Genomic DNA, 14,920 nt, shown 5'->3' with positions numbered 1-14,920 from the left:
CGGTGCTTGCGACCTTGTTTTCGATGAATAAACTGCTAAGATTGCCAGTGCTTAAAGATCAGCATGGGTTCCTCAACCCCCGATCCCGCTGCTGGTTTTTTGGCAGTCCGGTTGGTCGGGGCTTCACCATTCCCATGCGCATGGGCACCGCATCCGAGAACGCTGTGCCCCGTCCCAGGGAAGTCCTGAATAATGCCGGCCCCAGGCCGGCTGAACGGAGAATGAAATGGAAGACGTCGTCATCGTGGCCGCTGGCCGCACCGCTGTTGGTAAATTCGGCGGCACGCTCGCCAAGATCCCCGCCGCCGAACTCGGCGCACAAGTCATCAAGCACCTGCTGGACAAGACCGGCATCGATCCTGCCGCTGTCAGCGAAGTCATCATGGGGCAGGTGCTCACCGCCGGTGTCGGCCAGAATCCGGCGCGCCAGGCTCTCATCAAGGCCGGCCTGCCCGAGATGGTGCCCGGCTACACCATCAACAAGGTCTGCGGCAGCGGCCTCAAGGCCACCCACCTGGCCGCGCAGGCGATCCGCTGCGGCGACGCCGACATCGTCATCGCCGGCGGGCAAGAAAACATGAGCGCCTCGCCGCATGTGCTGTCCGGTTCGCGCGACGGCTTCCGCATGGGCGACGCCAAGCTGGTCGACACCATGATCAATGATGGCCTGTGGGATTCGTTCAATGGCTACCACATGGGCGTGACGGCGGAAAACGTCGCGCGCAAGTACGAGATTTCGCGCGCAGAGCAGGATGAATTCGCGCTGCAGTCGCAGCTCAAGGCCGAGGCCGCGCAAAAAGAAGGCCGCTTCAAGGACGAGATCATCCCGATCGAGATCGTCTCCAAAAAAGGCACCACCGTCTTCGATACCGACGAGTATCCAAAACAGGGCAGCACCATCGAAGCGCTGGCCAGCCTGCGGCCCGCCTTCAATAAAGAAGGCAGCGTCACTGCCGGCAATGCGTCGGGCCTGAACGACGGCGCCGCCGCCGTGATCATGATGAGCGCATCCAAAGCACGCGAGCTGGGCTTGACCCCGCTGGCCCGCATCAAGGCCTACTCGTCGTCCGGGCTGGACCCGGCGATCATGGGCATGGGCCCGGTGTCGGCGTCCAAGCTGTGCCTCAAAAAGGCCGGCTGGACCCACGAAGACCTCGACCTCATGGAAATCAACGAAGCCTTCGCTGCCCAGGCCGTTGCCGTGAACAAGGAAATGGGCTGGGACACGTCCAAGATCAACGTCAATGGCGGCGCCATTGCGCTGGGCCACCCGATCGGCGCTTCCGGTGCGCGCGTGCTGGTCACCTTGCTGCACGAAATGATCCGCCGTGACGCCAAGAAGGGTCTTGCCAGTCTGTGCATCGGCGGCGGCATGGGCGTGGCGCTGGCGATCGAGCGCGACTGACGCTTTCAGTATCCGACGCGGTGACGTGCGGGGGCGGCCAGAACGGGCGCCGGCGCCGTCGCCGGTTTCGAGTAGCAACCAACAATAAAACTGGAGAAGACAATGGCTAGAGTAGCGTTAGTAACCGGCGGCATGGGCGGCCTGGGCGAAGCGGTGTGTATCAAGCTGGCCGCACTGGGGTACCAGGTCGTCACCACTTTTTCGCCGGGTAATACGAAGGTCGAGGGCTGGCTCGGCGCCATGCGCGAGCAGGGTCTGGATTTCAAGGCCTATGCCTGCGACGTTTCCGACTACGATGCGGCCCAGGAATGCGTGCGCCAGGTGATCGCCGACGTCGGTCCGGTCGATGTGCTGGTCAATAACGCCGGCATCACGCGCGACATGACGTTCAAGAAAATGGACAAGGTCAACTGGGACGCCGTGATCAAGACCAACCTCGACTCCGTCTTCAACATGACCAAGCCGGTCTGCGATGGCATGGTCGAGCGGGGCTGGGGCCGGATCATCAATATCTCGTCGGTCAACGGCCAGAAGGGCGCGTTCGGCCAGACCAACTACTCGGCGGCCAAGGCCGGCATGCACGGCTTCACCAAGGCGCTGGCGCTGGAAGTGGCGCGCAAGGGCGTCACCGTCAACACCATTTCGCCGGGCTATATCGGCACCAAGATGGTGATGGACATCCCGAGCGAAGTGCTGGAAACCAAGATCATTCCGCAAATCCCGATGGGCCGCCTCGGCAAGCCCGAAGAAGTCGCCGGTCTGGTTGCGTATCTGTCGTCGGATGAAGCAGCGTTCGTCACGGGCGCGAATATCGCGATCAATGGCGGCCAGCACATGTCTTGATCACGCTGGATAGCGTTCTAAAGCCGTGGCGACACGGCTTTTTTCTTTTGGGGCCGACGTGACGCACGCATTGTCATCGCCACGCGTGATTGCGCACTGCGACTGGAGCATCCACCCTGGCAAGCGCTGGATGGCGGTGGCGCTGCGCGATGCAGGCAGCGCCGGCTGGCAGATCGGCCTGCCCGAGCCAGTGGGCGTCACCGCCACGTTCCTGGATCGGCTGGCGGCGCGTTCAAAGGCGCCAGGGCCGGTGCTGGTGGGCGTCGACTTCCCGATTGGTGTGCCGGCGGCATATGGCGCGGCGACGGGACTGGCGAATTTTGCCGAGCTGCTGGCCACTGTCGGCAGCGGTGCCTGGGACCGCTGGTTCGAGGTCTGCGATGACCGCGCCGATATCGGCATCCACCGGCCGTTTTACCCGGTGCGGCCAGGTGGCCGGCGGCGCGAGCATCTGCTGACGGGCCTGGGCCATGCCGAGGCCGCCGACCTGCTGCGCGCCTGCGAACGCAAGACCGACCAGCGTCCCGCCGCGTGCAGCCTGTTCTGGACACTGGGCGGCAACCAGGTTGGCAAGGCGGCGCTGGCCGGCTGGCGCGAAGTGCTGCAGCCGCAAGGCGCGCGCATCGCGCTGTGGCCGTTTGACGGCGCGCTGCACGACTTGCTCGGTGGCGAGCGCACGATCCTGGCTGAGACCTACCCGGGCGACACTTACCACCGGCTGGGCATCGGTCGCCGGCCCGTGTGGAGCAAGCGCAGCCAGGCCGGACGCGCATCCGTTGCGCCGCCATTGCTCGACTGGCTGGCGCAGCGCGGGCATGCGCAGGCGCCAGGCCTCGCGGATGCGATCCGTGACGGCTTCGGTACCCACGCCAGCGGCGAAGACCGGTTCGATGCGCTGGTCGGCCTGTGCGGCATGCTCGACGTGGTCGACGGCCACCGCGCCGAAGGCCCGCCGCTTGACGCGCAGGTGGGGCGCTGGGAAGGCTGGGTGCTGGGCCAGGCGGCGTGACCGTGCCGTCTGCTTCTGCATCGCATGCCCGTACGTTACAATCGATTTTCCCGTTCACTGACCGTCAAAGCCCCCATGCCAGCCACGCCGCCGTCGCTGTTCCCGCCGCTCCAGCCGCTTCGCAGCGGGATGCTGGCGGTCGACGAACTGCACACGATCTACTGGGAAGAAGTCGGTAACCCGGATGGCATTCCCGTGCTGTTTTTGCACGGCGGCCCCGGTGCCGGGCTGTCGCCGCAGCACCGCCGCTTTTTCGATCCCGCGGCCTATCGCGTGATCCTGTTCGACCAGCGCGGCGCCGGTAAATCGACGCCACTGGGCGAGTGGCGCAACAACACGACACAACTCTTGATCGACGACATCGAACGCCTGCGCGCGCTGTTCGGCATCAAGCAGTGGCTCGTGTTCGGCGGCTCGTGGGGCTCGACGCTGGCGCTGGCTTACGGGCAGGCGCATCCCGAGCGCTGCCTGGGCTTCGTGCTGCGCGGGATCTTCCTGTGCACGCGCGCCGAAGTCGACTGGTTCATCAACGACATGCGCTGGTTCTATCCCGAACTGTACGACGAATTCGTCGCGCCGATCCCGCTGGCAGAACGCGCTGACCTGCTGGGCGCCTATGCACGCCGCCTGCTGTGCCACGACCCCGATGTGTTCTGGCCGGCCGCGCGCGCCTGGAGCCGCTTCGAAGGCCGCCGCGTCTTTCTGCTGCCGCAGCCCGAAGAAGCCGCCAGCGACACGCTCGACCTGGGCGTGGGGCGGCTCGAGGCACACTACATGGTCAACGGCGCGTTCCTGGACGAAGACCAGCTGGTGCGCGATGTCGGGCGCATCGCGCATCTGCCGGCCGTGATCGTGCAGGGCCGTTACGACGTGATCTGCCCGCCGCTGTCGGCCTGGCGCCTGCACCGGGCCTGGCCCGGCTCGACGCTGCAGATGATTCCCGACGCCGGCCACGGCGCGCTCGAAACCGGCATCGCGCGCGCACTGGTCACGGCCACCGAACAGTTCAAGCACCACCGGCGCTTCGAATGAGCGGCGGCTGTTAAACTACGCCAGACACACAACATCAAGACCAGCTTGTTCTCATGAATATCCAGATCAGCGACATCGGCCACGTCATCCAGCTGGCCATCGCACCCGTATTTTTGCTCACCGGCGTGGCCACCAAACTGACCGTGCTGACCAACCGGCTGGCCCGCATCATCGACCGCACGCGCGTGCTCGAAGACCGGCTCAAGGTCAGCCCCAATACCGAGTTTTCCAGCGAGCTCGAACTGCTGTACCAGCGTTCGCACCTGATCAACTTCGCGATTGCCTCCAGCACCGCCTGCGGCCTGCTGGTGTGCGTCGTCATCGCGATGCTGTTCGCGGGCGACACCACCGGCATCCCGCTCGACCAGTACATCGCCGCGAGCTTCGTGCTGGCGATGCTGGCCCTGATCAGCAGCTTCGTCTATTTTTTGCGCGAGATTTTCATTTCGTCGCGTTTCATGCGCATGCAGCACCAGCAAATCATGATGCAGCAACCGCCGGCACCGCTGCCGTAAGGCGGGTGCGGCCAGAAAGAATCCCATGCACGACTACCAACGCCCCCCGACCCTGCACCGCTACGCACTGCGCACCGAACTTGAAAATTCGCTGCGCCTTGGCCAGTTTCGCCTCGAGCCCAGCGGCGGCTTTCTGAACCTGTCGTTTTCCACCGCCTGGGACAAGGCCCTGTTCGACATCATCACGCCGAGCGACGCATGCCTGGTGATCCACAATAGCGAAGAATTCGGCGAGCGCCTGCACCGCGCGGTGCAGCGCATGCTGCCCAACTGGGCCGGCATCGACGGCGCCATCGAATACGGCAGCCGGTCGCCGCTGGGCGCCGCGTTCACCAAGAGCGCGGGCCAGGCGCGCGAGAAGGAATGGCAGTTCGCATGGCGCTCGATGTCGCCGGGCGCGAGCCTGAACCCGATCGTCGTCAAGATCGGCAGCATCGAGAGCTTCGCCGAGCTGCGCGACCGCGACAGCCACCTCGCGTAACACCCGTCAGCCGTGTTTAGACGCACGGCTCGACAAAATCGCGGTGTAATGCCGCGATGACTATCTCTTCTGCCTACGCGCACCTGCTTGCGCCGCTCGACCTGGGTTTTACCACGCTGAAGAACCGCGTGATCATGGGCTCGATGCATACCGGGCTCGAAGACCGCTTCTACAACTACGGCAAGCTCGCCGCGTTCTACCGCGAACGCGCGCGTGGCGGCGTCGGCCTGATCGTCACCGGCGGCATTTCGCCCAACCGCCAGGGCTGGCTGCTGCCGTTCGGCGGCACGCTCAATTTTCTTGGCGACGTGCCGAACCACCGGCGCGTCACGCGCGCCGTGCACGAAGAGGGCGGCAAGATCGTGCTGCAGATCCTGCACGCGGGGCGCTACGGCTACCAGCCATTCGTCGTGTCGGCGTCGAACCTGAAGTCGCCGATCTCGCGCTTCAAGCCCAAAGCGCTTTCTGAATCCGGCATCGAGTCGACGATTGCCGCCTACGTGCGCTGCGCGCGGCTGGCGCAAAAGGCCGGTTACGACGGTGTGGAAATCATGGGCAGCGAAGGCTACCTGCTCAACCAGTTCCTGTGCGCGCGCGCCAACCGCCGCACGGACGGGTGGGGCGGGCCGATCGAACACCGCATGCGCCTGGCCGTCGAGATCGTGCGCCGGATCCGCGCCGCCGTCGGGCCGGACTTCATTTTGATGTACCGCCACTCGGTGCTCGACCTGGTCGACGGCGGCAACACGTGGGACGAGGTGGTGCTGGTGGCGAAAGCCCTGGAGGCTGCCGGCGTGACGATTTTAAATACCGGCTACGGCTGGCACGAGGCGCGCATCCCGACCATCGTCACGTCGGTGCCGCGCGCCGCGTTCGCGCAGGTGGCGGGCCGCTTACGGGCCGCGGTGAGCATCCCGGTGGTGGCCTCGAACCGCATCAATATGCCGCACGAGGCCGAAGCCCTGCTGGCGCGCGGTGACGCCGACCTGGTGTCGATGGCGCGGCCGTTTCTGGCCGATCCTGAATTCGTGAACAAGGCGGCGGGCGGCCGCGCGGACCAGATCAACACCTGCATCGCCTGCAACCAGGCGTGCCTGGACCACACCTTCTCGAACAAGCGCGCCACGTGTCTCGTCAATCCGCGCGCCTGCTACGAGACCGAACTGGTGATCCGTCCTGCTGCGCAGCCGCGCCGGATCGCGGTGGTAGGCGCCGGCCCCGCTGGTTTGTCGGCAGCGACGGTGGCGGCCGAGCGGGGGCACCGCGTGACGCTGTTCGATGGGCTGGACCGCATCGGCGGCCAATTCAATGTCGCGATGCGCGTGCCGGGCAAGGAAGAATTCGCCGAAACGATCCGTTATTTCGGGCGCCGCCTGGCGCTACTGGGCGTCGACGTGCGTCTGAACACGGTCGTCACGCGCGAGGCCTTGCTGGCCGAAGGCTTCGACGAGGTCGTCGTCGCCACCGGCATCCGCACCCGCAAGCCGGCCATTCCCGGCATCGACCATCCGATGGTGCTCAGTTACCTGGACGTGCTGCGCGATGGCCGCCCGGTCGGTGCACGCGTGGCGATCATCGGCGCCGGCGGCATCGGGTTCGACATGGGCGAATTCCTCGTGCACGACCCGCAGGTGGCGCTGCCAATGACGCCCGCGCACTGGATGGGCGAGTGGGGCGTCGATCCAATGGTGGCTGCGGCCGGCGGTTTGACGGCCCCCGTGGCGCCGCATCCGCCGCGTCAGGTCTGGCTGTTGCAGCGCAAGAGCACGCGTCCGGGGGCGGGGCTGGGCAAGACGTCAGGGTGGGTGCACCGCGCGACGCTCGTGCGCAACGGCGTGACGATGCTGGCGGGTGTGCAGTACGACCGCATCGATGACGCGGGCCTGCACATCACGGTCGGTGCACAGGCCCGCGTGCTGGCGGTGGATAACGTGGTGGTCTGCGCGGGGCAGGAGAGCCTGGCCGATCTGATGCCGGCCGAGGCCGCTGGCAGCAGCAGTAGCAGTAGCAGCGGCGGGCCGGGTTTCCACAAGATCGGCGGCGCCGCGCTGGCGGCGGAGCTGGACGCCAAGCGCGCGATCCGCGAAGGGTTCGAGCTGGCCGCGCGCCTGTAAGGCTGGCGCTTACAGCTTGCGCACCACCACGCAGCCGATCGAGTAGCCCGCGCCGAACGAGCAGATCACGCCATTGGTGCCGGCCGCCAGGTCATCCTGGTATTTGTGGAACGCAATGATCGAACCGGCCGACGACGTGTTGGCGTAGCTGTCCAGGATGACTGGCGCTTCACCGGGTTCGGCGTCGCGGCCCAGCAGCATGCGCACGATCAGCAGGTTCATGTTCAGGTTCGCCTGGTGCAGCCAGTAGCGCGCCACGTCGTCGGTGCCCAGGCCGGCAGCGCTGAGGGTGTCCTTGATCGTCTCGGCCGCCATCGGGCACACTTCCTTGAACACCTTGCGGCCCTGCTGACGGAACAGCTTATCGGGCAGGCCAACGCCGGCTTCGTCGAAGCGGTTCATGAAGCCGAAGTTGTTGCGGATATTGTTCGAGAAGCTCGTCTTGAGGCGGCTGTCGAGGATTTCCCACTGGTGCGCACCGGTGGCCGTGGCTTGCGCCTCGATGATGATCGCGGTGCAGGCGTCGCCAAAGATGAAGTGGCTGTCGCGGTCGCGGAAATTCAGGTGGCCGCTGGTGATTTCGGGATTCAGCACCAGGACTGCGCGTGCGCGGCCGCCGCGTACCGCATCCACGGCGGTGGCGATGCCGAACGTGGCCGACGAACAGGCCACGTTCATGTCGAAGCCAAAGCCGTCGATGCCGAGCGCTTCCTGCACTTCGACGGCCATCGCCGGGTAGGCGCGCTGCATATTGCTGCAGGCGACCAGCACCATGTCGATGTCGTGTGCCTGTTTGCCGGCGCGCTCCAGCGCTTCGCGCGCAGCAGCCACGCACATCTCGGCCTGCAGCGAAATCTGGTCGTCCGGACGGTCGGCGATGCGCGCCGTCATGTGGGCCGGGTCGAGGATGCCGCTCTTTTCCATCACGTAGCGCGACTGGATGCCGGATGCTTTTTCGATGAAGCCGCTGCTCGACGGCTCGAGCGCCGTCACCTCGCCGGCGGCGATGGCAGTCGCGTGTTCGGCGTTGTGCAGGTCGACGTAGGCGTTGAAGGCGGTCACCAGCTCGTCGTTCGAGATGGAATGCGGCGGCGTAAACAGGCCGGTGCCGCTGATGACGACAGGTATCATGTTCAGGAAACTTTCAAGGAAAATAAGGCCGCTTGGCCGCAAGATGCGCCGATTCTACACGCTCGGCGCGAGCGTGGGAATCGGGTAGAAACCCGGGCAGAAAGCCGGGCGGGAGCCAGACTGCAGCGCCATACCTTCAGCGCCCCTGGCGCGCCAGCGTCGTGCCATTGGCGCGGCCGGACAGCACCACCGGCTGGCCCTTCAGGTGACGCAGCGCCTGGGCCAGCTGGAAGTCGTCGGCGCTGCCGTAATCGAGCGGTTTGCGCTGGCGCGCTGCGTTCAGGAGCCGCATCTGCTCTTCGATGTCGTCCTCGCGCGTGGCGACTTCGGCCCCGCCGCCATTGGTCAGGTGGTGCTGCAGGTCGGCTTCGCGCATGCGCAGGGCGTTCAGGCCATCGCCGTCGGAATATTCATCGACCGGGACATCGGGCAGGATGCCGCGCGCCTGGATCGAGCGCCCGGCCGGGGTGTAGTAGCGCGCCGTGGTCAGCTTGACGGCGGCATTGCCGCCGATCGGGCGGATCGTCTGCACCGAGCCCTTGCCGAAGGTCTGGCTGCCGAGGATGGCGGCGCGCTTGTAGTCTTGCAGTGCGCCGGCGACGATCTCGGAGGCCGAGGCCGAGCCGGTATTCACCAGCACCACCATCGGCAGCTTCTTGAACGCCGGTGGCAGGCTTGCCAGCGGGTCGGCGCCGCTGCGCAGCATATAGAACTCGGGCCGGCCATAGAAGCGCTGGCGCGAGTCGGCGAGCTGGCCGTTGGTCGAGACGATTTCGGCGTTGTTCGGCAAGAATGCAGCGGCCACGCCGATCGCGCCCTGCAGCAGGCCGCCGGGATCGTTGCGCAGGTCGAGCACCAGGCCTTTCAGGTCGGGGTCCTGGCGATACAGCGCCTGCAGCTTGGCTGCCATGTCGTCCACGGTCGGCTCCTGGAACTGCGCCACGCGCAGCCACGCGTAACCCGGTTCGACCATTTTTGCCTTGACGCTTTTCTGGACGATCTCGCGCCGCTCGACGGTGATGGTGAGCGGTGCCGGCGCCGACTTGCGCACGACCGTCAGCGTCACGCGCGTGCCCGGTTCGCCGCGCATGCGCTTGATGGCCTCGTCGATCGGCGTGCCCTGCACCGGGTGGCCGTCGATGCGCGTGATCAGGTCGCCTTCCTTGATGCCGGCGTGGTAGGCCGGTGAATCTTCCATCGGGCTGATGATTTCGATGTAGCCGTCTTCGCTGACGCTGATCTCGATGCCCAGGCCGACGAAGCGGCCTTCGGTGCCTTCGCGCAGTTCGCGAAACGCGCGCGCGTCGAGGTAGGCCGAATGCGGATCGAGCGAGGCCACCATGCCGGTGATCGCCTGCGACAGCAGGGCCTTGTCCTGGACCGGTTCGACGTAGCTGGTCTTGATGATGCCGACGACGTCGGCCAGTTCGCGCAACTCGGCCACCGGCATGCTCGATTCGAGCGACGGTTTGAAGGAAAGGGCGGAAAACTGCATCGTCAGGCCGACGCCGGCAATGACGCCCAGGCCGATCAGGCAACCATTCTTGAAGGTGGAACCCATGTGATCCATTGTGGCAGCGCGCGCCGGTCGTGGAACCCGAGGCGCTGCGATCGGCCTGAGGTTGCGCAAGCGGAGTATAAACCGGTTCGCGCGCTGTTGTTGGCTACCCTCATGGCACGGACCTGTTCTCAAAACCTTGAGTGAAATACAGGACATCGGCTCAAATGCGCCAAATAGTGATTTGTTACACGCCGTTAGCGAGGGTAAGCAAATGTAAGAGTGGCGCTCGGTACAACAGTGCGCACCTATAGTCGTGGCTAGTTTTTCTCTCTCTCCACTCTTGAAGTGGTCTTGTCCCGCGGCTTTCATGCTGCGGGATTTTTTTTGCCTGTGTCATCCTGTTGTCACCCACCAACACATGCATACGCGATATTCACCCGTCTGCGTGTATCGAAAAGTAAAAAAATGACCACGGCCAACGCCGTTGCAAGTCCACCCGCTAGAATGTTCCTTTGCCGGCACGCAGCAGGCGCGACCGGTCAGATGCTGTTTATTCCTGCGAACACTTAGCAACCAAGGACTTATCCGTGAAGCGACTTCTCCTGAGTACCCTGACCCTGTCCCTGGCGGCAGCCTTTGCCGCACCGGCCATGGCCGCCGACGCCGCGCCTGCGGTCGCCGCCGCTGTTCCAGCAACCGCCGCAGCACCGGCCGGCGTGATTTCCGGCATCGATACCCAGTACATCGACAACAGCGTGCGTCCGCAGGACGATTTCTTCACGCACCTGAACGGCAAGTGGCTGAAAGAGACCGAGATCCCGGGCGACCGCTCGAGCTGGGGCACCTTCATGAAGCTGCGCGAAGACACCACGCCGCAACTGCTGGCGATCATCGAGACGGCGCAGAAGGACACGGGTGCGAAGATGGGCACCGAAGCGAAGAAGATCGGCGACCTGTACGCCAGCTTCATGGACGACGCGCGCCGCGAAGCGCTCGGCTACAAGCCGCTGACGGGTGAACTGTCGCGCATCCGCACGCTCAAGGACAAGAAGGGCATTCCGGCGCTGGCCGCTCACCTGGCCAAGATCGGCGTGGTCAGCCCGTACGGCATCTACGTCGGCCAGGACATGCGCGAGTCGACCCGCCACGCAACCTATATCAGCCAGAGCGGCCTGGGCATGCCCGACCGTGACTACTACCTGAAGGCGGACGACGCCAAGCTGGCCGAGATCCGCGCCAAGTACCAGGTGCATGTCGAGAAGATGCTGACGCTGGCCGGCGAAAAGAACGCCGCCGCACAGGCCAAGGCAATCGTCGACTTCGAAACCGATCTGGCGAAAGTTCAGTGGACCAAGGTCGAGAACCGTGACCCGGTCAAGCGCTACAACAAGATGACGGTCGCCGAGCTCGCCAAGCTGGCGCCGGGCTACGACTGGAAAGGCGCACTGGCCGCCGCCGGCGTGGGCAACAAGATCGACACCATCATCGTCAACCAGCCAAGCTACTTCACGGGCTTCGATGCGCTGCTGGCCAAGACCGACCTGGCCACGCTCAAGTCATACTTCGAATGGCAACTGCTGCGCGAATACGCGCCGTACTTGTCGAAGGCGTTCGTCGACGAGAACTTCGCGTTCTACGGCACCGCGCTGACCGGCGTGGCCGAGCAGCGGCCGAGCTGGAAGCGCGGCGTGGCGACCGTCGAAGACACGCTGGGCGAGGCACTGGGCAAGCTGTACGTGGCCGAGCATTTCCCGGCCGAGCGCAAAGAACGTATGGAACAGCTGGTCAAGAACCTGATCATCGCCTACGGCCAGTCGATCGACAACCTCGACTGGATGAGCCCTGCTACCAAGAAGGAAGCGCGCGCCAAGCTGGCCAAGTTCACGCCGAAGATCGGCTATCCGGACAAGTGGCGCGATTACTCGCGCCTGACGATCAAGCGCGATGACCTGGTGGGCAATGCGATGCGTGCGTCGACCTTTGCCTACAACTACAACATCGACAAGCTCGGCAAGCCGATCGACCATACCGAGTGGGGCATGACGCCGCAGACGGTCAACGCCTACTACCGCAGCACGATGAACGAAATCGTGTTCCCGGCCGCGATCCTGCAGCCGCCGTTCTTCGACATGCGCGCCGACGACGCGGTCAACTACGGGGCGATCGGCGCCGTGATCGGCCACGAAATCGGCCACGGCTTCGACGACAAGGGCAGCCAGTCCGATGGCGACGGCAATTTGCGCGACTGGTGGACGGCAGAAGACCGCACCGCCTTCAAGGCCCGCACCGACAAGCTGGTCAAGCAGTTCAACGGCTACGCGCCACTGCCGGGCTACAACGTGAATGGCGAGCTGACGCTGGGCGAGAACATCGGCGACAACGCCGGCCTGTCGATCGGCTACAAGGCCTATAAATTGTCGCTGGCCGGCAAGCCGGCGCCGGTGATCGATGGCCTGACGGGCGACCAGCGCTTCTTCATGGGCTTTGGCCAGGTGTGGCGCTCGAAGATGCGTGAAGCCCAGCAGATCAACCAGGTGAAAACCGATCCGCACTCGCCGGGCCAGTTCCGCGCCAATGGCACCGTGTCGAACATGCCCGAGTTCTACGAGGCGTTCAACGTGAAACCGGGCGACAAGATGTACCTGCCGCCTGAAGACCGCGTCATCATCTGGTAAGGTTCCATGACAAGGGGCCGGCGTCACGAGCGCCGGCCTTTTGCATTGCACTCACAAACTAATAAAGAGAGATACCATGCAACGAAAACTGATCAGCGCAGCAGCGCTGGTATTGACCACGTCGTTCATTGCGCCGATGGCGCTGGCCCAGGCCCAGGCCACCGCGGCCACCGCACCGGCCGGCCTGTCGTCCGGCATTGCGACGCAATACATCGAACCGTCCGTGCGCGCGCAGGACGACTTCTTCGAACACCTCAACGGCAAGTGGCTCAAGACCGTCGAGATCCCGGCCGACAAGTCGACCTGGGGCGCGTTCCACCAGCTGCGCGACGACACGCTGCCGCAACTGCGCGCGATTATCGAGCGCACGGCCGCCGACAAGAACGCCGCCGCCGGCAGCGAGGCGCGCAAGATCGGTGACTTCTACGCCAGCTACATGGACGAAGCACGCCTCGAGCAACTGGGCGCCACGCCGCTCAAGGGCGAGATGAACAAGATCGCCGCGCTCAAGAGCAAGGCCGAACTGCCGGCGCTGTTCGCTAACCTGAATCGCGCTGGCGTGACCGTGCCGTTCACGTTCTTCATCCACCAGGATGCCAAGGACTCGACCAAGTACGTCGCCGACCTGTACCAGTCAGGCCTGGGCATGCCCGACCGCGACTATTACCTGAAGCAGGACGACGCCAAGCTGGCGGACGTGCGCGCCAAGTACCAGGTGCACATCGAGAAGATGCTGGCGCTGGCCGGCAGCAAGACCGCGGCCGCTGACGCGAAAGCGATCCTCGACCTGGAAACCCGACTGGCCAAGGTGCAGTGGACCAAGGTCGAGAACCGCGATCCGATCAAGACCTACAACAAGGTCGAGTTCAGCAAGCTGGCTGCGCTGGCACCAGGCTACGACTGGAACACGTGGCTGAAGACCTCGGGCCTGCAGGGCAAGGCAACGTACCTGATCGTCAGCCAGCCGACCTACCTGAAAGGTTTTACCGACGTCCTGAACAGCGTGCCGCTGGCGACCTGGAAAGCGTACCTGCAATTCCAGACCGTCAACAGCTATGCGAACTACCTGTCGAAAGCCTTCGTCGATCAGCGCTTCTCGTTCAACGGCACCACGCTGGCCGGTATTCCTGAACTCGAACCACGCTGGAAGCGCGGCGTCTCGACACTCGAAGGCAGCCTGGGCGATGCCGTGGGCAAGCTGTACGTGAAAGACCACTTCCCGGCCGAGCGCAAGGCGCGCATGGAAGTGCTGGTCAATAACCTGCTGGCGGCCTACAAGGACTCGATCGACACGCTCGACTGGATGAGCCCGGCGACCAAGAAGGAAGCGCAGACCAAGCTGGCCAAGTTCACGCCGAAGATCGGCTACCCGAACAAGTGGAAGGAATATACGGCGCTGACTGTCAAGCGCGATGACCTGGTGGGCAACGTGATGCGCTCGCGCGATGTGGAATACAACCGCGAACTGAACAAACTGGGCAAACCGATCGACCGCGACGAGTGGGGCATGACGCCGCAAACCGTCAACGCCTACTACAACCCGGAACTGAACGAAATCGTGTTCCCGGCCGCGATCCTGCAGCCGCCATTCTTCGATGCAAAGGCCGACGACGCGGTCAACTACGGTGGCATCGGCGCCGTGATCGGCCACGAAATCAGTCACGGCTTCGATGACCAGGGTTCGCAGTACGACGGCGACGGCAATATGCGCAACTGGTGGACCGAAGAAGACGGCAAGCGTTTCGGCGAAAAGACCAAGGCCCTGATCGCCCAGTACGCCGCGTTCAGCCCGCTTGAAGGGTACAACGTCAATGGCGAACTGACGCTCGGCGAAAACATCGGCGACAACTCGGGTCTGGCGATTGCCTACAAGGCCTACAAGATCTCGCTCAAGGGCAAAACAGCGCCCGTGATCGATGGCCTGACTGGCGACCAGCGCTTCTATATGGGTTGGGGCCAGGTGTGGCGCACGAAGATGCGTGAACCGGCGCAGATCGCGCAGATCAAGACCGATCCGCACTCACCGGCGCAGTACCGCGCCAACGGCACGCTGAAGAACCAGCCTGGTTTCTACGAGGCGTTCAAGGTCAAGGCCGGCGACAAGATGTACCTGGCGCCAAAAGATCGCGTGATCATCTGGTAAGCCTGCAGCGCAGGCTACTGCGTATATAAAACAAGGGCCGCTTTCGCGGCCCTTGTTGTTTCCGTTACCCT

The 14,920-nt window shown here is 64.4% G+C and carries 11 protein-coding genes; 9 read left to right on the top strand and 2 right to left on the bottom strand.

Annotated elements, in window-relative coordinates; translation table 11 throughout:
* Positions 1-226: 226 nt before the first annotated feature.
* From AC56LH_RS20965 to AC56LH_RS20935, 7 genes are all read left to right on the top strand, one after another.
* On the top strand, positions 227-1,405 hold the full coding sequence (locus AC56LH_RS20965) for an acetyl-CoA C-acetyltransferase (RefSeq protein WP_183554764.1): 1,179 nt from the start codon (positions 227-229) through the stop codon (positions 1,403-1,405).
* Between the two features lie 102 nt (positions 1,406-1,507).
* Positions 1,508-2,248, top strand: coding sequence for an acetoacetyl-CoA reductase (phbB, locus tag AC56LH_RS20960; RefSeq protein WP_343025740.1), 741 nt, complete (start codon positions 1,508-1,510; stop codon positions 2,246-2,248).
* A gap of 58 nt (positions 2,249-2,306) precedes the next feature.
* The gene (locus AC56LH_RS20955; RefSeq protein WP_499649354.1) at positions 2,307-3,257 is read left to right on the top strand and encodes a hypothetical protein; all 951 of its coding nucleotides are present in this window, start codon (positions 2,307-2,309) and stop codon (positions 3,255-3,257) included.
* Positions 3,258-3,332: 75 nt separating this feature from the next.
* Positions 3,333-4,289: a prolyl aminopeptidase gene (gene pip, locus AC56LH_RS20950; protein WP_499649352.1), complete on the top strand. Its 957-nt coding sequence runs from the start codon at positions 3,333-3,335 to the stop codon at positions 4,287-4,289.
* Positions 4,290-4,342: 53 nt separating this feature from the next.
* Positions 4,343-4,804: a DUF2721 domain-containing protein gene (locus AC56LH_RS20945; protein WP_183554758.1), complete on the top strand. Its 462-nt coding sequence runs from the start codon at positions 4,343-4,345 to the stop codon at positions 4,802-4,804.
* A gap of 25 nt (positions 4,805-4,829) precedes the next feature.
* Positions 4,830-5,285, top strand: coding sequence for a hypothetical protein (locus AC56LH_RS20940; protein WP_183554756.1), 456 nt, complete (start codon positions 4,830-4,832; stop codon positions 5,283-5,285).
* A gap of 56 nt (positions 5,286-5,341) precedes the next feature.
* The gene (locus tag AC56LH_RS20935; RefSeq protein WP_499649350.1) at positions 5,342-7,399 is read left to right on the top strand and encodes a 2,4-dienoyl-CoA reductase FMN-binding domain-containing protein; all 2,058 of its coding nucleotides are present in this window, start codon (positions 5,342-5,344) and stop codon (positions 7,397-7,399) included.
* Positions 7,400-7,408: 9 nt separating this feature from the next.
* On the opposite strand, the gene AC56LH_RS20930 is transcribed toward AC56LH_RS20935, so the two are convergent.
* Both AC56LH_RS20930 and AC56LH_RS20925 read right to left on the bottom strand, forming a co-directional pair.
* Entirely contained in the window at positions 7,409-8,530 is a 1,122-nt protein-coding gene (locus tag AC56LH_RS20930; protein ID WP_332531817.1) for a beta-ketoacyl-ACP synthase III, read from the bottom strand.
* A gap of 136 nt (positions 8,531-8,666) precedes the next feature.
* Positions 8,667-10,091, bottom strand: a complete 1,425-nt coding sequence (locus AC56LH_RS20925; RefSeq protein ID WP_499649348.1) for a S41 family peptidase — start codon at positions 10,089-10,091, stop codon at positions 8,667-8,669.
* 527 nt (positions 10,092-10,618) lie between these two features.
* Between AC56LH_RS20925 and AC56LH_RS20920 the strand changes: the two genes are divergently transcribed.
* Both AC56LH_RS20920 and AC56LH_RS20915 read left to right on the top strand, forming a co-directional pair.
* Positions 10,619-12,706, top strand: a complete 2,088-nt coding sequence (locus AC56LH_RS20920; protein WP_499649346.1) for a M13 family metallopeptidase — start codon at positions 10,619-10,621, stop codon at positions 12,704-12,706.
* Between the two features lie 76 nt (positions 12,707-12,782).
* Positions 12,783-14,849, top strand: a complete 2,067-nt coding sequence (locus tag AC56LH_RS20915) for a M13 family metallopeptidase (protein WP_499649344.1) — start codon at positions 12,783-12,785, stop codon at positions 14,847-14,849.
* The last annotated feature ends 71 nt before the right edge of the window (positions 14,850-14,920 follow it).

The organism is Telluria sp. LT1R51-2, from assembly GCF_059685775.1.
Note: the sequence above shows the minus strand (reverse complement) of the source record. Positions and strands in the feature narration are given on the sequence as shown.

What these genes read in the sequence shown, in the direction of transcription:
- AC56LH_RS20965 (WP_183554764.1), top strand. Translation starts at nt 227, where the DNA reads ATGGAAGACGTCGTCATCGTGGCCGCTGGCCGCACCGCTGTTGGTAAA.
- phbB (WP_343025740.1), top strand. Translation starts at nt 1,508, where the DNA reads ATGGCTAGAGTAGCGTTAGTAACCGGCGGCATGGGCGGCCTGGGCGAA.
- pip (WP_499649352.1), top strand. Translation starts at nt 3,333, where the DNA reads ATGCCAGCCACGCCGCCGTCGCTGTTCCCGCCGCTCCAGCCGCTTCGC.
- AC56LH_RS20945 (WP_183554758.1), top strand. Translation starts at nt 4,343, where the DNA reads ATGAATATCCAGATCAGCGACATCGGCCACGTCATCCAGCTGGCCATC.
- AC56LH_RS20940 (WP_183554756.1), top strand. Translation starts at nt 4,830, where the DNA reads ATGCACGACTACCAACGCCCCCCGACCCTGCACCGCTACGCACTGCGC.
- AC56LH_RS20935 (WP_499649350.1), top strand. Translation starts at nt 5,342, where the DNA reads ATGACTATCTCTTCTGCCTACGCGCACCTGCTTGCGCCGCTCGACCTG.
- AC56LH_RS20930 (WP_332531817.1), bottom strand. Translation starts at nt 8,530, where the DNA reads ATGATACCTGTCGTCATCAGCGGCACCGGCCTGTTTACGCCGCCGCAT.
- AC56LH_RS20925 (WP_499649348.1), bottom strand. Translation starts at nt 10,091, where the DNA reads ATGGGTTCCACCTTCAAGAATGGTTGCCTGATCGGCCTGGGCGTCATT.
- AC56LH_RS20915 (WP_499649344.1), top strand. Translation starts at nt 12,783, where the DNA reads ATGCAACGAAAACTGATCAGCGCAGCAGCGCTGGTATTGACCACGTCG.